The organism is Kitasatospora sp. NA04385 (genome assembly GCF_013364235.1).
GTDB lineage: Bacteria > Actinomycetota > Actinomycetes > Streptomycetales > Streptomycetaceae > Kitasatospora.
Genome location: NZ_CP054919.1, coordinates 2,652,501 through 2,675,479 on the forward strand (window position 1 = coordinate 2,652,501; position 22,979 = coordinate 2,675,479).

The 22,979-nt window shown below is 74.0% G+C and carries 15 protein-coding genes and 1 pseudogene; 6 read left to right on the forward strand and 10 right to left on the reverse strand.

The genetic code is table 11. The annotated features are described in order from the left end of the window. Positions 1–434: 434 nt before the first annotated feature. From HUT16_RS11555 to trpS, 3 genes are all read right to left on the reverse strand, one after another. The gene (locus tag HUT16_RS11555; protein WP_176187959.1) at positions 435–1,160 is read right to left on the reverse strand and encodes a nucleoside/nucleotide kinase family protein; all 726 of its coding nucleotides are present in this window, start codon (positions 1,158–1,160) and stop codon (positions 435–437) included. A gap of 10 nt (positions 1,161–1,170) precedes the next feature. After that, positions 1,171–2,100, reverse strand: a complete 930-nt coding sequence (locus HUT16_RS11560) for an LD-carboxypeptidase (protein ID WP_176187961.1) — start codon at positions 2,098–2,100, stop codon at positions 1,171–1,173. A 226-nt stretch (positions 2,101–2,326) separates the two neighbouring features. After that, on the reverse strand, positions 2,327–3,397 hold the full coding sequence (gene trpS, locus HUT16_RS11565; protein ID WP_176187963.1) for a tryptophan--tRNA ligase: 1,071 nt from the start codon (positions 3,395–3,397) through the stop codon (positions 2,327–2,329). 182 nt (positions 3,398–3,579) lie between these two features. Between trpS and HUT16_RS11570 the strand changes: the two genes are divergently transcribed. Then, complete coding sequence (locus HUT16_RS11570) at positions 3,580–4,446, forward strand: hypothetical protein (RefSeq protein ID WP_176187965.1); 867 nt, start codon at positions 3,580–3,582, stop codon at positions 4,444–4,446. 171 nt (positions 4,447–4,617) lie between these two features. Here the strand turns inward: HUT16_RS11570 and HUT16_RS11575 are convergent, their stop codons facing one another. Continuing rightward, positions 4,618–5,157: an NUDIX hydrolase gene (locus HUT16_RS11575; RefSeq protein WP_254897761.1), complete on the reverse strand. Its 540-nt coding sequence runs from the start codon at positions 5,155–5,157 to the stop codon at positions 4,618–4,620. Positions 5,158–5,273: 116 nt separating this feature from the next. On the opposite strand from HUT16_RS11575, the gene HUT16_RS11580 reads away from it, so the two are divergent. Next, the gene (locus HUT16_RS11580; RefSeq protein WP_176187967.1) at positions 5,274–6,170 is read left to right on the forward strand and encodes an ATP-grasp domain-containing protein; all 897 of its coding nucleotides are present in this window, start codon (positions 5,274–5,276) and stop codon (positions 6,168–6,170) included. Here the strand turns inward: HUT16_RS11580 and HUT16_RS11585 are convergent. The 3 genes from HUT16_RS11585 to HUT16_RS11595 form a co-directional block, all read right to left on the reverse strand. Beyond that, positions 6,109–7,551 (reverse strand): MFS transporter, encoded by a 1,443-nt coding sequence (locus HUT16_RS11585; RefSeq protein ID WP_176187969.1) that lies wholly within the window; start codon positions 7,549–7,551, stop codon positions 6,109–6,111. The genes HUT16_RS11580 and HUT16_RS11585 overlap by 62 nt on opposite strands. 335 nt (positions 7,552–7,886) lie before the next feature. Next, positions 7,887–11,627, reverse strand: a complete 3,741-nt coding sequence (locus HUT16_RS11590) for an ABC transporter ATP-binding protein (protein WP_176187971.1) — start codon at positions 11,625–11,627, stop codon at positions 7,887–7,889. A 232-nt stretch (positions 11,628–11,859) separates the two neighbouring features. Beyond that, complete coding sequence (locus HUT16_RS11595) at positions 11,860–12,549, reverse strand: TetR/AcrR family transcriptional regulator (protein ID WP_176187973.1); 690 nt, start codon at positions 12,547–12,549, stop codon at positions 11,860–11,862. 130 nt (positions 12,550–12,679) lie between these two features. Here HUT16_RS11595 and HUT16_RS11600 point away from each other — a divergent pair, with 130 nt between their 5' ends. The 4 genes from HUT16_RS11600 (at position 12,680) to HUT16_RS11615 (ending at position 18,916) form a co-directional block, all read left to right on the forward strand. Further along, positions 12,680–14,395 (forward strand): carboxyl transferase domain-containing protein, encoded by a 1,716-nt coding sequence (locus HUT16_RS11600; RefSeq protein WP_254897762.1) that lies wholly within the window; start codon positions 12,680–12,682, stop codon positions 14,393–14,395. 79 nt (positions 14,396–14,474) lie between these two features. Then, positions 14,475–16,652 carry a biotin carboxylase N-terminal domain-containing protein gene (locus HUT16_RS11605; protein WP_176187975.1) on the forward strand — a complete coding sequence of 726 codons (2,178 nt, stop codon included), beginning with the start codon at positions 14,475–14,477 and terminating at the stop codon, positions 16,650–16,652. A gap of 53 nt (positions 16,653–16,705) precedes the next feature. Then, the gene (locus tag HUT16_RS11610; RefSeq protein WP_176192620.1) at positions 16,706–17,659 is read left to right on the forward strand and encodes a hydroxymethylglutaryl-CoA lyase; all 954 of its coding nucleotides are present in this window, start codon (positions 16,706–16,708) and stop codon (positions 17,657–17,659) included. 66 nt (positions 17,660–17,725) lie between these two features. Next, positions 17,726–18,916, forward strand: coding sequence for an acyl-CoA dehydrogenase family protein (locus HUT16_RS11615; RefSeq protein WP_176187977.1), 1,191 nt, complete (start codon positions 17,726–17,728; stop codon positions 18,914–18,916). A gap of 10 nt (positions 18,917–18,926) precedes the next feature. Here HUT16_RS11615 and HUT16_RS11620 read toward each other — a convergent pair whose 3' ends face one another. The 3 genes and pseudogenes from HUT16_RS11620 to HUT16_RS11630 form a co-directional block, all read right to left on the reverse strand. Then, positions 18,927–19,721: a DUF4239 domain-containing protein gene (locus HUT16_RS11620; protein WP_176187979.1), complete on the reverse strand. Its 795-nt coding sequence runs from the start codon at positions 19,719–19,721 to the stop codon at positions 18,927–18,929. 184 nt (positions 19,722–19,905) lie between these two features. Next, positions 19,906–20,124 (reverse strand): hypothetical protein, encoded by a 219-nt coding sequence (locus HUT16_RS11625; protein ID WP_176187981.1) that lies wholly within the window; start codon positions 20,122–20,124, stop codon positions 19,906–19,908. A gap of 1,893 nt (positions 20,125–22,017) precedes the next feature. Then, positions 22,018–22,449, reverse strand: a pseudogene (locus HUT16_RS11630) (universal stress protein); the annotation flags it as partial. Positions 22,450–22,979: the final 530 nt, after the last annotated feature.

The window sequence follows — 22,979 nt, forward strand, 5'->3', positions numbered from 1 at the left end:
ACTTCATAAAGGAATCTCCAACCAACCGATACCGGCTGGCCGGGGATGTCAACATATCTGGCGTTGACTTTTGGCACGCTGTTGAGTTCTCAAGGAACGGATGCTTCCTTCGAGCCGCATTCCTGCGGACCCTCCGGGCGCTTCGTTCTTTCGTGTTTCCAGCTTATCAGATCCGAGCCTGTGCTCTTTCCCGACTCGCTTTCGTCTTCTGCGGCTTGACGCCCCGTCCGACGTTTCAAACTCTAGCCGATCCCCGCTCCGTAAAGCGAATCGGCCGCAATCTCCGGAAAAGCGCACGCCGACAATACGAACGGGGACGCGAAAAGGACGCGACCCGTCACGGATCATCGAACTGGTTTCTCAAGGGATTGGCCGCCCCGGGACCGTCCACACAGATGCGTGTCCGGTGCTCCCTGCCGAGCGACCAGTGAACACTACGCCGGATCCGCGCCAGGTGCAAACTCGCCCGTGCGGACGGTCCAGTCGCAGGCCGCCCGGGTGGTCGTCACGTAGGCGGCGTTGGGGCGGTCGTTGTCGTCGATGCGTCGGCGGGCGGCTTCCGGGTCCTGGCCGCCGGCAGTGTGGCGGGCGAGCAGGCGGGTGGCGCGGGTGCTCTCGTCCGCTTCGACGTACCAGAGTTCGCGCAGCAGGGCCCGGGCGTCCGTCCACGGAGCGGTGGGGGCGGCGAGGTAGTTGCCCTCGGTGATGACGAGCCGGGTGTGGGGGCGGATGAGGTGGCGGGCGGCGACCGGTTCGTCGAGGGTGCGGTCGAAGTCGGGGGCGTAGAGGTCGTGGAAGCGGTCGGCGGCGACGCGTCGGAGGAGCGCGAGGTAGCCGTGGGCGTCGAAGGTCTCGGGGGCGCCCTTGCGGGGGCGCAGGCCGAGGCGGTCGAGCTGGGCGTTGGAGAGGTGGAAGCCGTCGAGCGGGAGGTGGGCGGCGGTGTCGGGGCCCTCGCGGCGGTTGATCTCTTCGGTGAGGAGGCGCGCGAGGGTGGACTTTCCGGCGGCGGGCGCTCCGGCCAGGCCGAGGATGGTCCGTCCGGTGCCGCTGCCGGGGCCGTGGAGCAGGCCGAGGGCTCGAACCACCACCTGTTCCGCGACGGCCGCGGGCTGCTCGGTGGCGGGGGTGGAGGTGGGGGCGGAGCTGCCTTCGACGTGCATGGCTCGCACCCTACGCGCCGGTAGGGCCGCTGAGAACGGGTGCGTCCAGGGTGAGCGTGCCGGCGTCGGCGTCGAGGGTGGCGGGGACGCCGAGCGGGACGGTGATCGAGGAGGGGCAGTGACCGAAGCCGAGCTCCCACAGGACGGGGACGCCGAGTCCGCCGAGGTGGTCGAGCATCACGGCGCGCACACCGTCGAGCGGGCCGCAGCCGTCCCAGGAGCCGAGGACCACTCCGGCCACTCCCTCCAGGGCTCCGCTGCGGCGGAGCTGGGTGAGCATCCGGTCGAGCTGGTAGGGCTGCTCGTTGACGTCCTCCAGGAGGAGCAGGCCGCCGGCGAAGGACGGACGCGCGCCGGGGGTGCCGCGGTCGGCCGCGAGCAGGGAGGCGCAGCCGCCCATCAGGACGCCGTGTGCCCGGCCGGGGACGAGGGCGGTGGCGTCGGGGCCGGTGAGCGCGGTGGTGCCGGCGGGTTCGAAGAGGGTGCGGCGCAGGTGTTCGGCGGTGGCGGGGTCGGTGCTGAACACGACGGTTCCGGGCATCGGGCCGTAGAAGGTGGGGATGCCGAGGCGCTGGGCGAAGGCTTCGTGCAGGACGGTGACGTCGCTGAAGCCGACCAGCGGTTTCGGTTCGGCGGCGCGCATCGCGTCCCAGTCGAGGAGGTCGACCATCCGGTGCGCGCCGAAGCCGCCGCGGGCGCAGAGGACGGCGTCGATGTCGGGGTCGAGCCAGGCGGCCTGCAGGTCCGCGGCGCGGTGGGCGTCACTGCCGGCCAGGTGCGGCAGCGTGGGGTGGGTGTCGTGGAGGTGCGGGAGGACGGTCACGTCCAGGCCCCAGGAGCGGAGGACGTCGATGCCGAGGGCGAGTCGGGCGGGGTCGATCGCGCCGCTGGTGGCGGCGAGGGCGACCCGGTCGCCGGGGCGGAGCGGGCGCAGGGGCATCCGGTACTCCTTCGGGGAGCGCGAGCGGCGTCGGAACGGGGGGTAACGGGAGTGGGGTGAGGGGGGACGGGGCGGGTACCGGAGTGGTGGGCCGGGAGCCGCTCCGCTCTTCCGTCTGCTGACGGTATCCCCCGTCCGGGAACGACCCATCCCCCGTGTGCCGCCGTCGCTCCGGCCGGGCCGGGGTGGGCGGCCCGCCGGAGCGGCGGCTCGGGACGGGTGTCCTTCAGCAGGTGCCCATGGCGGCGCGCACTTCGCCGAGCGTCCGGTCGGCGACGGCGTTGGCGCGGGCGTTGCCGGTGCGCAGGACTTCGCGCAGGACGGTGCGGTCGGCGGCGAGTTCGGCGCGGCGGGCCCGCAGCGGGCGGAGGTGCTCGTTAACCGCTTCGGTGGCCGTGCGCTTGAGGAGGGTGGCGCCACCGTCGCCGATCTCCTCGGCGACGGCGCGCGGGTCGCGGTCCTGGCAGAGCGCGGTGAGCAGCAGGAGGTTGGAGACGCCGGGGCGGTTCTCGGGGTCGTAGGCGATGCGGCGGTCGGGGTCGGTGACGGCGCCGCGGAGCAGCCGGGCGGTCTCGTCCTCGTCGGCGCCGAGGGCGATGGCGTTGCCCCGGCTCTTGCTCATCTTGCCCGCGTCGGTGCCGAGCAGCAGGGGGGCGCGCGAGAGCAGGGCCTGCGGTTCGGGGAAGAGGGGGGCGAGGGGGGCGTAGCGGTCGTTGAAGCGGCGGGCGATGGTGCGGGTGACTTCCAGGTGCGGCAGTTGGTCCCGGCCGACCGGGACGAGGTCGGCCTTGCAGAACAGGATGTCGGCGGCCTGGTGGACGGGGTAGGTGAACATCAGCCCGCTGACGGTGGACTGCCGGGAGTGGGCGATCTCGTCCTTGACGGTGGGGTTGCGGGAGAGTTCGGCGACGCTGACCAGGCTGAGGAAGGGCAGCATCAGCTGGTTGAGGGCGGGGACGGCGCTGTGGGTGAAGATCGTGGCGCGGTCCGGGTCGACGCCCGCGGCCAGGTAGTCGAGGACCAGGTTCTCCGCGTGCTCGGCGGGGCGGTCGGCGCGGTCCCGGTCGGTGATCGCCTGGTAGTCGGGGATCACGATCATGAGTTCGAGGCCCCGGGACTGGAGTTCCACCCGGTTGCGGAGCGTCCCGAAGTAGTGGCCGAGGTGCAGCGGGCCGGTGGGGCGGTCGCCGGTCAGGATGCGGTGGTGCCCTGCGGCGGTGGGGGCCACCAGGGGGTTCGCGCTCTCGGCGGCGGTGGGGGCGGCGGGGCGGCCGGTGGCTTCGGTGGCGGCGGTCATGGTGAGGTGCTCCTCGGTCGCGGTGGTCGGCCGCCCGCCGGGATGGCGCCCTGGACCGTCCGAGACGATCGCGCCGGGGCCGCCCTTGCGGACGGCCCTGGAGTCATGCGTGGGGAGTGGCCGTCCTAGGACGGCCACCAGCGCAGGCATGACGTGAGAGACATGACACCGATCCTAACTCCGTGCTCAGGGCCCGCAACGGGTTTGCCCGGCGGGCGGGAACCATCGGCGGTGTGCTCACGTCCCTTGGCCCGGCACGCACCGGTGGTGCAGGATCGGGCGAGCTCGGAATCCGGAAGGGCACAGTCATGACCTCGCTCGACCAGAACGCGTCGGACCGATCCCGCACGGACGCCAACCGTCTTGCGGTGCAAGCGGGTTCGGCGGTCAGCGGCGGCGCGGACGCACCGGGGCGGGTCGATGGCGGGAGCCCGGTGCCGGACGCCGGTGCTGCCGTCGGTGTTGGTACCGGCGCGGGCGCGGGTTCGGGTGCGGGCGCTCCCGGCGCGGTCGAGTGGTCGTCGGGGGCCTGGGGTGTCGGCGAGGTGGCGGGGCGGGCGCGTCCGCAGCGGCGGCCCGCGCCCTCGCGGCGGCTGAGCCAGGTGCGGGCGGTGGCACCGGCGCCGGGCGGGCAGCGGGCCGGGGCGGGGGACGCCGTGGCCGCGGGCGGGGGCCTGCCGGTGGAACCGGCGGGGGTGCCGATGGGGGTGCCGATGGGGGTCCTGATCGGCGGGTCGCCCGGCTCGGCCGAGGGCACCGGCCCCGGTGGGCGGGCTCCGGAGCGCCGGGTGGCGGCGCGGCTGCTGCGGTTCGGTTCCGGCACCTGCCAGGTGGTGCTGCCGGACTGGCGACCGGCCATCGCGGTGTCGGTTCCCACCGAGCAGTTGCAGCGCTCGACCGGATTGAGCCCGGAGGAACTGCGTTCCGCCCTGCTGTCGGTGGTGATCAACCCGGAGGCGGTGCACGACCGGGAGTTGGGGATGCGCGACTGGCAGGCCGAGGTGCCGGCGGCGCGCGGACGTCGGCGGGGTCGGCGTCCGGTCCGCTGAGCCGGCTCGACCGCGTGGTCCGGTTCCCCCTGGTCCGGTTCCGCGCAGCCGGGAGGAGCGGCGGGTCCGGCCGTGCGGCCTCTGGCCCTGCGGCCCGGCCCGGCCCGGCCCGGCTGGGCTCGGCTCGGCTCGGGAGGAACGGCTCCGCTCGGGAGGAACGGCGGGCGGCGGTCAGTCGCCTTGCGGCGGGGCGGCGTTGGGCAGGTAGCCGAGGTGGACCGGTGCGATCGGGCCGGGTGCCGCGTCCCGGAGGCCGACGAGCAGCGCGGCCAGGTTCGGCGGCCAGGTCGGATCGGCGTCCGGTGCGGCGAGTTCGGCCTGCGTCCACCAGTGCCAGCCGAGGATGCCGTCGACGCGGTGGACCGCCGCCACGTCTCCCGGTTCACGCCGCGGGCCGTGGGTCAGGAAGATGTGCTCGTGCTGGCGGACCGGGGTGCCGTGCCAGGTGAAGTCGTGCTCCCAGGTGCAGACGAGCGGGCCCGGCCGGAGGTCGGTCCAGCCGGTCTCCTCGTGCAGTTCCCGGAGGGCGCCCTCGGCCGGGGACTCGCCGCGCTCCAGGCCGCCGCCCGGGGCGTTCCAGTGGACCCCGACTTCGGAGTTGTCCGACCGGAACAGGAACACCTCGCCCTCCGGCGAGAGCACCAGCGTCCGCGCCGCCTGGCGGGGGCGCCGCTCGCCTTCGGGTCTCCGACTCCGCGTGATCCATCGCACGCGATCACCCTGGCAGAGCCCGCGACGGGGTGTCGATCGGGTTTTCGGGCGGATCCACCGGCGCGGACAAGGGGTTTCCGGGCCCTGCGCCGGTCGGTGGACCTAGTCTGAGCCGCATGGTCGAGGTCTCCGTCATCCTTCCGTCAGACCCGTTGTTCCCCCGTCGGGTGGACCCGCACTTCGCCTGGGAGGCGGGGGCGGTCCGGGCGGTGGGCGGCGACCACGCCCTGCTCGACCACGACGCGCTGCTCGCCGGGGACGTCGAGTCCGCCGTCCGCCGGATCCCGGCCGGCCCCGGCCCGCTCTGGTACCGGGGCTGGATGATCCCCACCGCCCGGTACGCCGAGCTCGCCGAGGCCCTGGCGGCGCGCGGCCGACCGCTGCTGACCGGGCCGGACGCGTACGCGACCGCCCACGAACTGCCCGGCTGGTACCGGACGTTCGAGTCGGTGACGCCGGCCAGCAGCTGGCTGCCCGGTACGGACTGGGACCGACAGGCGCTGGCCGCGGCGGCCGCGGAGCTGGGCGGGCGGGGGCCCGCGGTGGTGAAGGACTACGTGAAGTCCCGCAAGCACGAGTGGGCCGAGGCCTGCTACGTGCCGGACCTGGCCGACCTCGACGCGCTGGAGCGGGTGGTGTCGCGCTTCGCCGAGCTACAGGGCGAGTTCCTGGCGGGCGGGCTGGTGCTGCGCCGCTTCGAGCCGTTCGTCCGGGCCGCGGACGGGCGGGCCGAGGAGGCCCGGGTCTGGTGGCTGGACGGCGAACCGGTGCTGGTCGGCCCGCACCCCGACAGCCCGGCGAACCGGGTGGAACCCGACCTGACCGAGGTCCGCCCGCTGGTCCGGCAGTTGGGGTGCCGCTTCGTCACCACCGACCTGGCCCGGCTGCCCGGGCCGAATTCGGCGGACGGGCCCGGGCGGTGGCGGGTGGTGGAGGTCGGGGACGGTCAGGTCAGCGAACTGCCGTCCGGGGTGGACGTCGAGGCGCTGTTCCGGACGTTGCTGAAGGCGTAGTCCGGGCGGTCGGTGCGGCTCTCGGTACGGCCCCTTCCGTACGGCCCTCGGGGCGTCCTTCGGGGCGGGAGGCGGACGCCGCCCGGCGTCGGCCGGGGACGCGGGCGGCCGGGTGGGCGGCGAGGTGGGCGGTGGCGGGCCTGCTCCCGGGGCGCCGTCGGACGGTGACCCGGCGCCTGGTCGGGCGGCCGGTCACGGAGCGGGAAGCGGCCGGACGGCGGAGCCCGCGCGGGCGGGCGGCCAGCACCAGCGGCCCGGCGCTGGCCGCCAGCAGGGCAGCGAGCACCGCGCCCGCGCCCGGGTACCCGAGGCCGCCGGCCAGTGCGGTGCCGACCAGCGGTCCGCACGCGATGCCGAGGGCGGAGGCGGCGGAGGTCTGGACGGCGCGGCGACCGCTCGGGTCGAGGGCGGCGGCGAGGCCGAGCAGGTGGCTGAGCACCAACGGGTAGAGCAGGTTCCACAGCAGCTCGCCCGTGGTGAAGGCCGCCGGGCCACGGGCGGTGCCGGTTAGCAGGACGCACCCGGCGATGACCAGGGTGCCGAGCCCGATCGGGGCCGTGCGGCCGACCCGGGTGCCGAGCAGACCGGCGGCGGTCACGCCCAGCAGGCCGCCGAGCAGTGCCAGCGCGAACACCAGACCGAGGGCGCCCTCCCCCAGCCCTGCCTGGCGGTGGCCCAGTTGGCCGCTGATGCCCCAGAGCGCGTTCTGCGCCATCGACCAGAACGGGACGGCCAGGATGAGCGCGGTCGCGGCCCGCCTCCCGCCGTCGCCGGGCGTGACCACGGTGCGCGGCTGCGGGCCGGTCCGGGGCCTGCCCTTCCGCTCCGGTCCGCCGACCCGCGCCGGACCGGTCCGGAGCCTGCCGCTCCTGGTGGCGGCCGCGACCAGGGCGGCCAGGGCGAGCGCGGTGAAGGGCGCCGCCGGGCCGCCGCCCAGGTGCGGCAGCAGCAGGTAGAGGCCGGCCGCGGTGCCCGAGGTGGCGAGCAGGGCGCGGACGGTGGCGCGGTGCGGATCGGACGTACCGGCGATGGCCGTGGTGGCGACGGCGGTGGCGGCGCCCCCGCCGAGGCCGGCCACCGCCAGGGCGACCGTGAGCAGCGGCAGTTGTGGTCCGGTGGCGACGAGGGCGCAGCCGAGCCCGAGCAGGGCGAGGCCGGCCCGGGCGGTGCGGCCCGGGCCGAGGGCGGCGACGCGCCCGGCGAGCAGCAGCGCGACGGTGGCGGAGGCGAGCAGCAGGGTGCTGCCGAGGGCTCCGGCCTGAGTGGGGGTCAGGCCCGCCCCGCCGGTGAGGCGGCCCACCAGGGTGGGCAGCAGGTAGGCGGGGAGCTGGCCGGCCGCGTAGAGGGCGACCGGGGGCGGCGCGGACGCGCGTGGGCGCATGGGCGTGGCCTCTCGACCTGGTGACGGGGTGGTGCTCCCGTCCCCTCCGTCGGTCGCCCGTTCTGTGTACCAGGCGTGCCGCCGGTGGAGGTGGCCGGTGGCCGAGTCGCAACCGGTGAGCCGCCCAGTTGCGTCCCGACCGAGACAGCTCCGTAATCGAACGGCCCTTTGCCGCCAAGGCCGATGGCGCCCGGTTCACCTCGCCCGGCGGGTGACGCCCAGGGGCGCTGCTCGGTGGCCGGGGGCAGCGCCCGGTCGCTGCCCACCACTCCGGCACGGCCTCGTCCTCAGCTGATCGCGGCTCGGCCGGGAGCCGGGCCCGGCTCGGAGTCGGCTCAGCCCAGGGCCGGTGTCGGGTGCCCCTCGGCGATGAACGCGCCCCACAGCTTGGCGTAGGCGCCGTCGCGGTCGAGCAGTTCGGTGTGGGTGCCGTCCTCCACTACGCGGCCGTGGTCGAGGACCACGATCCGGTCGGCCCGCTCGGCGGTGGTGAGCCGGTGGGCGATGACCAGGGTGGTGCGCCCGCCGCTGAGCCGGTCGGCGGCGTGGTTGACGGCGGCCTCGGTGGCGAGGTCGAGCGCGGCGGTGGCCTCGTCCAGGAGCAGGATGTCGGGGTCGACCAGTTCGGCCCTGGCGAGTGCGATGAGCTGGCGCTGGCCGGCCGAGAGGTTGCGGCCCCGGGGCGCGACCCGGTGCCGGTACCCGCCGGCCAGCCCGGTGATCATCTCGTGGGCGCCGACCGCCCTGGCCGCCGCTTCGACCTCGGCGTCGCTCGCGTCGGGGCGGCCGTAGGCGATGGCGTCCCGGACCGTCCCCGCGAAGAGGTAGGCCTCCTGCGGGACGACGCCGAGCCGGTGCCGGTACCCGTCCAGGTCGTAGCTGGTGAGGTCGGTGCCGTCCACCCGCAGGGTGCCGCCGGTGGCGTCGTAGAACCGGGCGACCAGTTTGACCAGGGTCGACTTGCCCGCTCCGGTCTCGCCGACCAGGGCGACGGTCTGGCCGGGCGGGATGTGCAGGTCGATGCCGGAGAGCACGTCGGGGTTGCCCTCCCCGCCGCCGTTGTAGGCGAAGCTGACGTTCCGGAACTCGACTTCGCCGCGCAGCGTGCGGACCGGGACGGGGTGCTCGGCCTCGGGGGTGCTGGTGGGGGTGCGCAGCAGGTCGCGGATCCGGCCGAGGCCGACGGCGGCCTGCTGGTAGCCGTCGAAGATCTGCGAGAGCTGGTTGACCGGCGCGAAGAACAGGTCGATGTACAGCAGGTAGGCGACCAGGGCGCCGATGGTGAGGGTGCCGTCGTCGACCCGGGAGGCTCCGGCGATCAGCACCAGGGCGGAGGCGACGCTGGAGAGGAACTGCACGAACGGGAAGTACAACGAGATGTAGAACTGCGCCTTGGCCCTGGCCTGCCGGTAGGCGAGGCCGCGCTCGACGAACCGCTCGGTGTTGGCGTCCTGCCGGCGGAAGGCCTGGACGATCCGCATCCCGGCGACGTTCTCCTGCAGGTCCGCGTTGACGGTGCTGATCAGGTCCCGGGAGACCTGGTACTGGCGGGCGGACTTCCGGCGGAACACCAGCGTGGCGATGACCAGCGGCGGGAGCACCGCGAAGACCACCAGGGCGAGGCCGGGGTCGATCACGATCAGTGCGGCGAAGATGCCGAAGAAGGTGAATAGGCTGACCACGGCGGTGACCACGCCGGTCTGCAGGAACGACGAGATGGAGTCGACGTCGGTGGTCATCCGGGTCATGATCCGGCCGGTCAGCTCCCGCTCGTAGTAGTCGAGGCCGAGCCGGTTGAGGTGCGCGAAGATCTTCAGCCGCAGCGTGTAGAGGACGCGTTCGCCGGTGCGGCCGGAGACCCTGCTCTCGGTGGCCTGCACCAGCCAGTCGAGCAGGACGACGGCGAGCGCCAGCAGGGCGGCGACCACGACGCCGCCGAGCGCCGCCTTGCTGACGCCGTCGTCGATGCCGTGCCGGATCAGGACCGGCAGGGTGAGGCCCGCGGCGGTGTCCAGGGCGACCAGGAACAGGGCGATCAGCAGGGGGCCGCGGAACGGGGCGAGCAGGCGGGCGAGGCTGAACCGGGGGTCGGCGGCCTCGGCCTGTTCGACCGGGATGTCGGGGGTGTCGGTCGCGGGCGGCAGTGCGGCGACCTTGGCGAGCAGTTCGGCGTCCGCGCCCGGCTTCTCAGCGTCCGCACCCGGCTTCTCGGCGTCCGGGGTGGTGGCGGCGGCGGTGGCGGACCGCGCGGGCGCGGCCTCGCCGGTCGGGGCCGGGGCCGGGGCTGCCAGGGCGTCCGGGTCGGTGATCAGCGATCGGTAGCGCGGACATCGGGCGGTGAGCTCCTCGTGCGTGCCGAGGTCGATCAGCCGGCCCGCCTCCAGGACGGCGATCCGGTCGGCGAGCTGCAGGGTGGAGCGGCGGTGGGCGATCAGCAGGGTGGTGCGGCCGGCCATCACGCTGTGCAGCGCGTCGTGGATCTCCGCCTCGATCTGCGGGTCCACCGCGGAGGTGGCGTCGTCGAGCAGCAGGATGCGCGGGTCGGTGAGGACGGCCCGGGCGAGCGCGATGCGCTGGCGCTGGCCGCCGGAGAGGGTGAGGCCCTGCTCGCCGACCTTGGTGTCGTAGCCGTCGGGCAGCTCGCGGACGAAGCCGTCGGCCTGGGCGATCCGGGCGGCGGTCTCGATCTGCTCGTCGGTGGCGTCCGGGTGCCCGTAGGCGATGTTGGTGCGGACGCTCTCGGAGAACAGGAAGCTCTCCTCGGGCACGATGCCGATGGTGGCGCGCACCGAGTCGAGGGTGGCCTCGCGGACGTCCTGCCCGAACAGCCGGACCGTTCCGGAGGTGGGGTCGTAGAAGCGGGGCACGAGCTGGGCGACGGTGGACTTGCCGGAGCCGGACGCACCGACCAGGGCCAGCGTCTCCCCCTGGGCGAGCCGCAGGCTGAGGCCCTCCAGCACCGGGACGCCGTCGGGGACGCTGCCGGGCTCGGGGTGCTCCTCGGCGCGGTAGTGGAAGTCGACCCGGTCGAGCTCCAGCGCCGGGGTGCCGGGCGGCGCGGCGGCCGGGTCGAGCGGGCGGGCGTCGGCCGGCTCGGAGACCAGCGGGCGCTGGTCGATCAGCTGGAGGACGCGCTCGACCCCGGCGCGGGCCTGCTGGCCGACGGTGATCACCATGGCGAGCATCCGGACCGGGCCGGTCATCTGCGCCAGGTAGGTGGAGAAGGCGACGAAGGTGCCGAGCGTGACGTCTCCCCGGACGGCCAGCCAGCCGCCGACGGCGAGCACCGCGACCTGCCCGAGCGCGGGGACGGCCTGCATCGCCGGGGTGTAGCGGGCGTTCAGCTTGATCGAGCGCAGCCGGGCCGCGAACAGCTCGTGCGAGGCGCGCTCCAGCTTGCCGCGCTCCTGCGCCTCCTGGCCGAAGCCCTTGACCACCCGGACGCCGCCGATCGCGGCGTCGACCACGCCCGCGACCTCGGCGGCCTGCTGCTGGGCGGCCCAGGTGGCGGGGAACAAGCGCTTGCGGCTGCGCGTGGCCAGCCACCACAGGGCCGGGCCCATCACCAGGGCGATCAGGGTGAGCGGCGGGGAGAGCCAGAGCATGACCACCAGCGACATGCCGAACATCAGGGCGTAGCCCGTCATCATCGGCAGCATCGAGAGCAGGCCGTTGACGAGCTGCAGGTCGGAGGTGGCCCGGCCGACCACCTGGCCGGTGTCCAGCCGGTCCTGCCGGTGCCCGTCGAGCCTGGTCAGCGACCGGAACAGGTCGGCGCGCAGGTCGTGCTGGACGTCCAGCGCGAGCTGTCCGCCGTAGTAGCGCCGGACCTGGGTGCAGAGGAACACCACCGCAGCCGCGACCAGCAGCAGCACCGCCCACGGGGTGAGCGGACGGCTGTGCGTGGTGATCACGTCGTCGATGATCAGCTTGGTGATGAGCGGGACGATCGCGGTGACCGCCATGCCCACCAGGGACGCCCCGAAGGACAGCGACAGGTTGCGACGGTACCGCCAGCAGTAGCCGCCGAGCCGGCGGAGCCAACTTCGCTCTGGGAAACCATGAGTCTCGGGCATATTTAGTGATGCTAACCATTCGGCCGGGCGAGCGTCCATCGGGTTCGAGGGCGCTGGAAGGCTGAACGACTCCGGGCCGAGCTTCCTTCCCGTCTACAGATTGCCCGCGCCGCACCGGGGTGCGCCTCATGCGATCGGCTAGACCTGGGTCAGCCGATCGTCCTAGGCGGAGGGTGTAGCCAGCCTTACCCCGGCCGGCCGCCGAGGACCGCCGGGGGTCGCCGTCCGCAGGTCAGGCGGTCGGGCGGGCCCCTTCCACCTCGGCGGCGGCGGCCGCGAACGCCCCCTGCGCCAGCGCGCGCAGCAGGGCCGCCATGCTGTCGCGGGCCAGTCCGGTCCGCTCGGAGCCGGCATCGGCCTGGGCTCCCGGGGTGGCCTGGCCGCTCTGGGCCGACTGCGGCGCGGCGCTGTGCGGGGTGGAGTTGAGCAGGCCGAACACCGCGTGCACGGCGGCGCGGGCGACCGGCTCCGCCTCGGGCGCGGCCAGCGGCGGGAACGCCTCGCGCACCACCGTGACCCACAGTTCGACGTAGCCGCGCTGGAGCCGGCGCACCCGGCGGCGGTCCGTCTCCTTGAGGTGGAGCAGTTCGCGGTCGTGGAGGGTGATCAGGTCCCGGTCGTCGAGGGCGAAGTCGACGTGCCCGTCGATCAGGGAGTCCAGTGCGGCGCGCGGCCCGTCGGCCTCGCCCTCGCGGCGGCGCCCCTCCTCCAGCAGGCGCTCGCTGATGCCGACCAGGAGGTCGGCGAGCATCGCGTCCTTGCCGGCGAAGTGGCGGTACAGGCCGGGGCCGCTGATGCCGACCGCCTTGCCGATCTCGTCGACGCCGACGCCCAGGAACCCGCGGGCTGCGAACAGCCTGGCGGCCTCTTTCCGGATCTGGTCACGGCGTGGGAGCGCGGGGGCGGGAGCGCGGTTGGGCATGCTGCCCATCGTAGACAGTCGGGTTATCGGTGGTTAACCTGGCCACAGAGTTAACGCTCATTAACACGGGCTGGCCGGCTCGCCCTTCGGCCTGCCCGGATCCGAATCCGAGGGCAAGGGAGCTCTTGGGATGGTCCTCTCTTCGGCACAGACCCCTCCGTGGTCCTCCGCCCCTGCGCGGGACGCGGGCCCGGCGGCGCCGGACGCCCCGCCCTTCCGGGCCGCCGACGCACCGGCGCCCCGGCTGGAGAGCACGGTCGACCCGTCCTCCCCGGCCGGGCTGGCCAATGCCCGGGCCCACCGGGAGCTGGTCGCCGAGCTGCGCGGCAAGCTCGCGGCGGCGGCGCTCGGCGGCGGCGAGAAGGCGCGCGCCAAGCACGTCGCCCGCGGCAAACTGCTCCCCCGGGAACGGGTGGACACCCTGCTGGACCCCGGCTCGCCGTTCCTCGAACTGGCGCCGCTGGCCGCCGACGGGCTGTACGACGGCGCCGCCCCGGCCGCCGGGGTGATCGCCGGCATCGGCCGGGTCGCCGGGCGCGAGGTCCTGGTGGTGGCGAACGACGCCACGGTCAAGGGCGGCACGTACTACCCGATGACGGTGAAGAAGCACCTGCGCGCGCAGGAGGTGGCCCTGGAGAACCGGCTGCCCTGCGTCTACCTGGTGGACTCCGGCGGGGCGTTCCTGCCGATGCAGGACGAGGTGTTCCCCGACCGCGACCACTTCGGCCGGATCTTCTACAACCAGGCGCGCCTGTCCGCCGCCGGGATCCCGCAGATCGCGGCGGTGCTGGGCTCCTGCACCGCGGGCGGCGCGTACGTCCCGGCGATGAGCGACGAGGCGGTGATCGTCCGCAACCAGGGCACCATCTTCCTGGGCGGCCCCCCGCTGGTGAAGGCCGCCACCGGCGAGGTGGTGACCGCCGAGGAGCTGGGCGGCGGCGACCTCCACTCCCGCACCTCGGGCGTGACCGACCACCTCGCGGAGGACGACGCGCACGCCCTCTCCATCGTCCGCACCATCGTGGCCGGGCTCGGCCCGCGCGCCGCCAGGCCGTGGCCGCTCGCCCCGGTCGAGCCGCCCGCGGTCGACCCGGCCGGGTTGTACTGCGTGGTGCCGGTGGACCCGCGCACCCCCTACGACGTGCGCGAGGTGATCGCTCGGCTGGTGGACGGCAGCCGGTTCGCCGAGTTCAAGGCCGAGTACGGCACCACCCTGGTGACCGGCTTCGCCCGGATCCACGGCCACCCCGTCGGCATCGTCGCCAACAACGGCGTGCTGTTCGCCGAGTCCGCGCTCAAGGGCGCGCACTTCGTGGAACTGTGCGACCAGCGCGGCATCCCCCTCCTCTTCCTGCAGAACATCACCGGGTTCATGGTGGGCCGCCAGTACGAGGCCGGCGGCATCGCCAAGCACGGCGCCAAGATGGTCACCGCGGTGGCCTGCACCCGGGTGCCCAAGCTGACGGTGGTGATCGGCGGCTCGTACGGGGCGGGCAACTACTCGATGTGCGGGCGGGCCTACTCACCCCGCTTCCTGTGGATGTGGCCGAACGCGAAGATCTCCGTGATGGGCGGGGAGCAGGCGGCGTCGGTGCTGGCCACCGTCCGCCGCGACCAGTTGGAGGCCCGGGGCGAGCCCTGGAGCGCCGAGGACGAGGACGGGTTCAAGCGCCCCGTCCGCGAGCAGTACGAGCGCCAGGGCAACGCGTACTACGCCACCGCCAGGCTGTGGGACGACGGCGTGATCGACCCGCTGCAGACCCGCACGGCGCTCGGGCTGGCGCTCACCGCCTGCGCCAACGCCCCGCTCGCCGAACCGCGCCCGTTCGGGGTCTTCCGGATGTGACGTCCGGCCGGCCGGACCACCGTCAGTGACACACCGTCAACCCGCTCACCGTTCCCTTCGTGACGGAGGAACACCTCTCATGTTCGACACCGTGCTCGTCGCCAACCGCGGCGAGATCGCGCTGCGGGTGATCCGCACCCTGCGGCGGCTGGGCGTGCGGTCGGTCGCCGTGCACAGCGACGCGGACGCCGACGCGCCGCACGTCCGGGCCGCCGACCTCGCGGTCCGGCTCGGGCCCGCCGACCGGAGCGACAGCTCGGCCGCCGAGACCTACCTGCGCTCCGACCTGATCCTGGAGGCCGCCCGCCGGACCGGCGCGCAGGCCGTCCACCCCGGCTACGGGTTCCTGGCCGAGAACTCCGCGTTCGCCGAGGCCTGCGCCGGGGCCGGGCTGGTCTTCATCGGCCCGCCGCCGGCCGCGGTGGAGCTGATGGGCGACAAGATCAACGCCAAGGAGGCCGTCCGGACCGCCGGAGTGCCCGTCGTCCCCGGCAGCGAGGACGGCTCGCCCAGCGACGAGCAGCTGGTCGAGGCGGCGGCCCGGATCGGCTACCCGGTGCTGCTCAAGCCCTCGGCCGGCGGCGGCGGCAAGGGCATGCGGCTGGTCCGCGACCCGGCCGAGCTGCCCGCCGAGCTCGCCGCCGCCCGCCGGGTGGCCCGCACCGCGTTCGGCGACGACACCCTGTTGCTGGAGCGCTGGGTCGACCAGCCCCGGCACATCGAGGTCCAGGTCCTGGCCGACACCCACGGCCGGACCGTCCACCTCGGCGAGCGCGAGTGCAGTCTGCAGCGCCGCCATCAGAAGCTCATCGAAGAGGCCCCTTCCGTCCTGTTGAACCCTCGGACCCGCGCCGCGATGGGCGCGGCCGCGGTGCGCGCCGCCGAGGCCTGCGGCTACACCGGCGCCGGCACGGTCGAGTTCATCGTCCCCGGCGGCGGCTCCGCGGGGCCGGACGGGGACGACGTCCTCGACTTCTTCTTCATGGAGATGAACACCCGCCTCCAGGTGGAACACCCCGTCACCGAACTGGCCGTCGCCGTGGACGGGCCCGAAGGCCCGCAGCGGCTGGACCTGGTCGAGTGGCAGCTGCGCGTCGCCGCGGGCGAGGCACTGCCGTTCGCGCAGTCGGACGTCTCCTTCCTGGGCCACGCGATCGAGGCCCGGATCTGCGCCGAGGACCCGGAACGGGACTTCCTGCCCACCGGCGGCGAGGTACTGCTGCTGGACGAGCCCTCCGGGGAGGGCGTCCGGGTGGACTCCGGAATCGCACCCGGCGACCGGGTCGGCAGCCTGTACGACCCGATGCTCGCCAAGGTGATCGCGTACGGGCCCGACCGCCCGACCGCGATCCGTCGGCTGCGGGCCGCACTCGCCGCGACCCGCATCCTGGGCGTCACCACCAACACCGGCTACCTGCGCCGGCTGCTGGCGCAGCCCGAGGTGACGGCAGGTCTGCTCGACACCGGCCTGGTGGAACGCAGCGCCCAGCAGGACGCCTCCCTGCTGAGCTCCCCGTACACCCGTCCCGGGTCGATCGACCTGCTCTACTTCGCCGCCGCACTGCTGCGGCAGCTCGAACTCGGCCGCGCCGACGCCTCCGACGGCTGGACCGACCCCTTCTCCCTCCCTTCGGGCTGGCGGCTCGGTGGCGAGGCCGCGTGGACCGCGCACCGGCTCCGGCTGCCCGGCCGCGAACCGGTCACCGTGAGCTGCCGAATGATTACCAACGGCGAAGTCGAGGCCGCCAGCGGTTTTTCCGCGACGACCGCCCCCGACTGGGAGGTGCGGCTGGACGGGGGCCCCGCCCGGAGGGCCCGCGCGAGCCGGTCCGGAAACCTGCTCCGCCTTGCGGTTGACGGCCTGCAGGCCACTTTCACGGTCGCTCCTGAGCACACCCCGGACGGTGTCGCCCACTGGCTCGGCGTCGACGGGGACGCCTGGCCCGTTCACCCGTTCGATGCAATCGCGGAGCGCGCCGCGGCCGGCACCGCCCACCACGGCACCCTCACCGCGCCGATGCCCGGGACCGTCACCGTGGTCAAGGTCGAACCCGGCGAACTCGTTCGCCGGGGCCAGGCCCTGCTGGTCCTGGAGGCCATGAAGATGGAGCACGTCATCTCCGCGCCGCACGACGGCACCGTCGCCGACCTGCGGGTCTCCGCCGGAGCGACCGTCGCGATGGACGCGCCCCTGGTGACGGTCGAGGCGGCCGAGGACTCGTCCGCCGCCGAGCCCCTCCCGGAGGCCGCCCGGTGAACGCCGTTCCGTCCGGCTCGGCCGCGCCCGCCGCGACGGCCGAGCCGACCGTCCTGGACCTCGGCCTGCCCCAGCCGGTGCGCGACCCCGGGCTGCCCGCCCGGGTCCGCGTCCACGAGGTCGGCGCGCGCGACGGGCTGCAGAACGAGAGCGCCCTCGTCCCCGTCGAGGTGAAGGCCGAGTTCGTCGCCCGGCTCGCCGCCGCCGGGCTGCGCACCGTCGAGGCCACCAGCTTCGTCCACCCGAAGTGGGTGCCGCAGCTGGCCGACGCCGAGGAGCTGATGCCCCGGCTGGCCGGGCTGCCCGGGCGGTACCCGGGGCTGCGGCTGCCGGTGCTGGTGCCCAACGAGCGCGGCCTGGACCGGGCGCTGGCCCACCACGCCACCGAGGTCGCGGTGTTCGCCAGCGCCACCGAGACCTTCGCCAGGCGCAACCTCAACCGCTCGGCGGACGAGGCGATGGCGATGTTCCGCCCGGTGGTCGAGCGCGCCGCGGAGGCCGGGGTCCCGGTCCGCGGCTACCTGTCGATGTGCTTCGGCGACCCCTGGGAGGGCCCGGTCCCGGTCGAGCAGGTGGTCCGCCACGGCCTGGCGCTGCTGGAGATGGGCTGCGCCGAGCTGAGCCTCGGCGACACGATCGGGGTCGCCACCCCCGGTCACGTCAACGCGCTGATCGACGCGTTCACCCGTTCCGGTGCACCGGTCGAACGGTTGGCGGTGCACTTCCACGACACCTACGGACAGGCCCTCGCCAACACCCTGGCGGCGCTGCGCTCCGGCGTGACCGTGGTGGACGCGTCGGCCGGCGGCCTCGGCGGCTGCCCGTACGCCAAGAGCGCGACGGGCAACCTGGCCACCGAGGACCTCGTCTGGATGCTGAACGGCCTGGGCGTGGAGACCGGCGTGGACCTCGCCGCGCTCGCCGCGACCAGCGGCTGGATGGCCCGTCACCTCGGTCGCCCCAGCCCGTCGAGGACCGTCCGCGCCCTGCTCGGGCCGGCGGACTGATCCCCGACACCCTCCGACTCCCCACCCCACCAGGCCCACCAGGCCGCGATCCCGGGAGGATCAGCCGTGCTCGACCACCGCCTGAGCAGTGAGTACGAGGAACTCCGCCGCACCGTCGCGGAGTTCGCCAACGACGTGGTTGCGCCGAAGATCGGCGAATACTACGAACAGAACGAATTCCCGTACGAAATCGTCCGGGAGATGGGGCGGATGGGCCTGTTCGGGCTGCCCTTCCCGGAGGAGTACGGCGGCATGGGCGGCGACTACTTCGCGCTCTGCCTGGCCCTGGAGGAGCTGGCCCGGGTCGACTCCTCGGTGGCGATCACCCTGGAGGCCGCGGTCTCGCTCGGCGCGATGCCCATCCACCTGTTCGGCACCGAGGAGCAGAAGCGCGAGTGGCTGCCGAAGCTCACCTCCGGCGAGGTGCTCGGCGCCTTCGGCCTGACCGAGCCCGAGGGCGGCACGGACGCCGGGGCGACCCGGACCACCGCGCGCTACGACGAGGCCACCGACGAGTGGGTGATCAACGGCAGCAAGTGCTTCATCACCAACTCCGGCACCGAGGTCACCGGGCTGGTGACCGTCACCGCACTGACCGAACCGATCACACATTCGAGTGATGGATCGGCAAATCCCTCGCCCACCAGGGAAATCTCGTCCATCATCGTTCCCACTGGGACTCCCGGGTTCCAGGTGTCGAAGAAGTACTCGAAGGTCGGGTGGAACGCCTCGGACACCCGCGAACTGTCCTTCACCGACTGTCGAGTGCCCGCGGCCAACCTGCTCGGACGCCGAGGCCGCGGTTACGCCCAGTTCCTGCGCATCCTCGACGAGGGCCGCATCGCCATCGCGGCCCTGGCCACCGGCCTGGCCCAGGGGTGCGTCGACCAGTCCCTCGCGTACGCCGGCACGCGCCGCGCCTTCGGCCGGCCGATCGGCGCCAACCAGGTCATCCAGTTCAAGCTCGCCGACATGGAGACGCGCGCACACACCTCCCGCCTGGCCTGGCGGGACGCCGCCTCCCGGCTGCTGCACTCCGAGCCCTTCAAGAAGGAGGCAGCCATCGCCAAGCTGTACGCCTCCGAGGCAGCGGTCGACAACGCCCGGGAGGCGACCCAGATCCACGGCGGCTACGGCTTCATGAACGAGTACCCGGTCGCCCGGTTCTGGCGCGACTGCAAGATCCTGGAGATCGGCGAGGGCACCTCGGAGGTCCAGCGGATGCTCATCGCCCGGGAGCTCGGCATGACCTCCTGAACCACACCGGTCAGGACCGGAACGGGGGCGGGGCCGACACCCCGGCGTCGCTGTCGATCTGGTCGTAGCGCTCCAACGCCAGCTCGAACGCCGTCGGTTGGACGCGCACCGCGCCGGAGAACGGACCGCTCATCACCGTCACCATACTCACCCCGAACGCCACGGAGGCGCCCACGAAACACATCAGCACCAGGTTCCGCGGGTTGGAGGTCAGCCCGATCACCGAGGGGGTGGCCAGCACGAACACCGCCCCCACCAGCAGGCCGCCGATCGCCAGGACGGGCACCGACGCACGGAGATCACCCAGCCGCGCGTTCCGCTTGGCGTTGACCTCGGACAGGCTCCGCAGCACATCGGTCCGAGCACTCGCCTCGGTCTGGCTGTGCGCCGCGGCCTGGTCGACGGCGGCCCGCACCTGGTCGACCGCCCGCCAGGCGGCCTGACTCCCGGTGTCGTGCTGCATGGTGGACCACTCGTCGTCGATCACCACCCTGGTGTAGGCCCGCAGCCTGTTCCGCACCACGGGCCGGTCGGCGCTGGGCAGGCCCCCTGCGGTCCAGTAGGCCTCCGTGAGGGCCCGCGACTCCTCATAGGTGTGCTGACGCGCCGCGTTCAGCTGCTGCCAGGTGCCGGCGATGCTGAACCCCAGGAAGAGCGCGAAGAAGCCGAGGATCGCCGCCCCGGCGAAGGACATCGCCTGCGGCGTCGTCGACCCTTCGCGCGCTCGTTTGGTGCGTCCCAGCAGCAAGCCGATCACCAGCGCCAGCGCCGCGCCCGACAGGGCGGCGAGGGCGACGGTCAGCATCGCGGCCCGACCATGCCCGCGCCGCCGGTCACTGGAGCACGCTCCGACTCGTTCCTTGACTCGACAACAGTTGCGCTGTCAACGACCCCCGCGCCAGGCCCCTGGCGGGGCACGCCTCGCCCCGCTGCCGCCGTCGGTGTTATCACCGTCGGCATTGTCACCGTTGTGTTCGGCACCGTCGTCGTCAACGCCGTCCCCGGTTCCGGACGGTGAACGCCGCCGCCAGCACGCACAGCACCGGCAGGAGGATCGCCAGCAGGAGCATCATCACTTCGGTGCTGTCCCATGGGTTGTCCTCCTCGCCGGGGGGCCAGTCCTCCGCCGCGTACTGGTCCGCTGTCTGGGTGCCCGCAGAACGACCGGTCGTGGCCCCCGGCTGCTGCGAGCCTGCGGCAGGGCTCACCCCTTGGTCGGGCGAGCGGCCCGAACCGGGCGAGGACCCGGACGCCGGTCCGGACGCGGGCCTTGCCGTGCCCTGATTGCCCGCTGCGGCACCAACGGGGTTCCCGGCGAACGGAGTTGCCGCTCCGATCGGCCCGGGAGCGGCGAAGGGCGAGGCCGGGCGGGCGAAGGCGGTTCCGCCCGGGAGCAGCGCGGGCGCCTGCCCGGGGAGGAACGGGACGAGCAGCTGTCCCGCCAGGGCTGCGGCCTCTGCTGCGGGCTGCGCCTGTGCCGCGTTGCCGGGCTGTGCTGCGGGCTGTGCCTGTGCCGCGTTGCCGGGCTGCTGTCCGGGAGCGGCGGCGGCAGGTCGGGAACCGGCCGGGACGGAGACCGGGAACAGCCCTGGCGGGACGGCGTCCTCCGAGGTTCCTGGGGCCGCGCCCACGCCTCCGGTACCGCCCACACCCCCGGCGCCGCCGATACCGCCGGCGCCCACCGCACCGGCAACTCCCGCACCGGCAACTCCCGGGTCGGCAACTCCCGGGTCGGCAGCTCCTGGGCCAGCACCGGCGCCCACGGCGCTGCCCGGCCCCTGGTTCGCTCCCGGCCCGGAACCGGGGGCCGTGCCGGAGGTGGAACCGGCACCCGTCACCGGGGCGGCGCCTGCTCCGGCGGGCGCGGGTTCGGTCGGCTGCGGGGCAGGCGGGATCGGCTGCAGGCCGTCGTAGGCGCCGTCGGCCTCTGCGGAGACCCGGCGGGGGCCCTGGCGGCTGCCGTCCGGGCCGACGGTCGCGTCGTCCGCCAAGCCGTCCGCACGGGCGCTGCCGGTCTGGCGCCCCGGGCGGGCAGTACCGGTCGCCCGGCAGTCGACGGCCTGTCCGGGGGCGAGGGTGTGCCCGCCGTCGGGGCCCGCGCAGTTCACCGTGCCCAGGCCGGGCAGCCCTTCGGTGATCGAGGCGGCGGTGATCGGGACATCGCCGAACGCCTCCAGTCGGTAATGGAGTTCAACGGTCCCGCCCGTATCGGCCACTGCCCGGGTCGCCGGTCGAGCGAGCGCGTCCACGGTGAACGCGGCTGCGGGAGCGGGACCGGGACCGAACGAGACTGGGGCTGTGGCTGTGGTTGCGGCTGTGGTTGCGATTCCGGAGGGTCCAGGCGCCCCGGCGGGCTCGGCAGGGGCAGGAGCAGGGGCAGGGGCAGGAGCGGCGGTCGGGGACGTCCGAGGAGCGGACCGGCGGGACAGGCCCGTGCCGGCGGGCGTGCCCACCCGGGTGAGCCGGATGCCTGCGGTGACGCCCAGGTAGCCGGTGGGTGCGTCGGCGTGCGACTGCGGCAGGTGGTTCGGTGCGTCGGCGACCGCGGAGACCCGGACCGACTGCGGGCCGGGAGCGACGGTGAGGGTGGCGGTGCAGTCGATGGTCCCGCCCGGCGGGATGCTGCGGTCCGGGCCGCAGGAGAGCTGCCCGCCGGGTAGCTGAGGATCAGTCAGCAGCACACCGTCGAGCGGGTACTCGGCGTGGTTGCTCAGGTGGTACGTGCGCGTGGCCGACTCCCCCGCGCGGAGCCGCACCGCGGGGTCGGTGCTGGTGTTGGTGCTGACGCTCAGCCGCAGTTCGTTGCGCACCTCGCCGCCCCGCGTGGTGCCCGGCCCCGATGTCCAGGCGCCGAGGACGGCGGGAGCCAGCAGCGCGACCCCGAGCGCGACGGGTAGGGGGCAGCGACGGGGTGCGGCCGCTGCGACGTGCCGCCCGGCGGTCAGTACGTCGATATGACGATTGGTCACCTTGGCATGGTCGATCAGGCAATCGGCCGATCACCGGTACGGCGCACCGGAGTGGTCGGGAACGACTCGATCGGCCGATAAGGCCAGGTCGCCGCAGTAAGGCCAGGGTCAGAGTCAGGGTCAGGATCCGGGTCAGGGGATGACGATCACCGGGCGGTTGGCGCGGCGAGCGAGGCGGCCGGAGACCGAGCCGAAGATCTTGCCCAGCAGGCCGTGGGTGCTGCCGACCACGATCGCGTCCGCGGCGTACTCCCGGCCGACCTCCTCGATCTCGTGGCAGATGTCACCGCCGCGCTCGACCAGGATCCAGGGGACGCCGGAGAGGAAGTCGGCGCAGGCCAGTTCGAGGCCGAGGATCTCGGTGCGCTGGTCCGGGAGGTCGACGAAGACGGGCGGTTCGCAGCCGGCCCAGACGGTGGCGGGGAGCCGGTTGGCGACGTGGACGATCACCAGGCCGCAGCGGGAGCGGCGGGCCATGCCGACGGCGTAGGCCAGGGCGCGCTCACTGGAGAGCGAGCCGTCGAAGCCGACCACCACGCCGTGCTGGAACTGCGGGTCGCAGGCGCGCGAGCCGTGCTCCTGGAGCTGGGGTTCGCCCTCACCGTCGCGGCGGCCGACGGTGGGACGGGATCGGTCGGTCATCGCGTCCTCCGCAGTACCGGGTCGAGGTCCGACGGCGGCGTCCGCCGCCGTCCCGGGGGTGTCGTTCCCGGGGGTGTCACGCTCAGGGGTGCCGCACTCCGGGCGGCGGCCCGGTTCACGGCCCGGTTCACGGCCCGGGCCCGGCCGCAGCCGGACGCCAGGGCGCCGGGCATTGGGGCGCCGGGCGTCTGGGCGGCGCGGTGGATCGGCGAGCGGCGGGGCGCCGAGGCTCTCGGCGGCGGACCTGCCGTCGTACGGGCTTCCGTGGGCAGAAGCGGAAGGCTCATGACCGGCCATGGCTCAAAACTCTTCGACTGAAGCGGGCCTACGCAGGGGGACGCGGCGGCGGACCGTCCGGCCCCGGTGACAGGAGCGGCGGCGGTGGGGATGCGTCCGGGAACGACTACCACCGTTGGCGACCTGTGCCTTTCAGAGTACGGCTCGGAACGGGC

What these genes read in the sequence shown, in the direction of transcription:
- HUT16_RS11555 (WP_176187959.1), bottom strand. Translation starts at nt 1,160, where the DNA reads ATGCACGTCGAAGGCAGCTCCGCCCCCACCTCCACCCCCGCCACCGAG.
- HUT16_RS11560 (WP_176187961.1), bottom strand. Translation starts at nt 2,100, where the DNA reads ATGCCCCTGCGCCCGCTCCGCCCCGGCGACCGGGTCGCCCTCGCCGCC.
- trpS (WP_176187963.1), bottom strand. Translation starts at nt 3,397, where the DNA reads ATGACCGCCGCCACCGAAGCCACCGGCCGCCCCGCCGCCCCCACCGCC.
- HUT16_RS11580 (WP_176187967.1), top strand. Translation starts at nt 5,274, where the DNA reads ATGGTCGAGGTCTCCGTCATCCTTCCGTCAGACCCGTTGTTCCCCCGT.
- HUT16_RS11585 (WP_176187969.1), bottom strand. Translation starts at nt 7,551, where the DNA reads ATGCGCCCACGCGCGTCCGCGCCGCCCCCGGTCGCCCTCTACGCGGCC.
- HUT16_RS11590 (WP_176187971.1), bottom strand. Translation starts at nt 11,627, where the DNA reads ATGCCCGAGACTCATGGTTTCCCAGAGCGAAGTTGGCTCCGCCGGCTC.
- HUT16_RS11595 (WP_176187973.1), bottom strand. Translation starts at nt 12,549, where the DNA reads ATGCCCAACCGCGCTCCCGCCCCCGCGCTCCCACGCCGTGACCAGATC.
- HUT16_RS11600 (WP_254897762.1), top strand. Translation starts at nt 12,680, where the DNA reads ATGGTCCTCTCTTCGGCACAGACCCCTCCGTGGTCCTCCGCCCCTGCG.
- HUT16_RS11605 (WP_176187975.1), top strand. Translation starts at nt 14,475, where the DNA reads ATGTTCGACACCGTGCTCGTCGCCAACCGCGGCGAGATCGCGCTGCGG.
- HUT16_RS11620 (WP_176187979.1), bottom strand. Translation starts at nt 19,721, where the DNA reads ATGCTGACCGTCGCCCTCGCCGCCCTGTCGGGCGCGGCGCTGGCGCTG.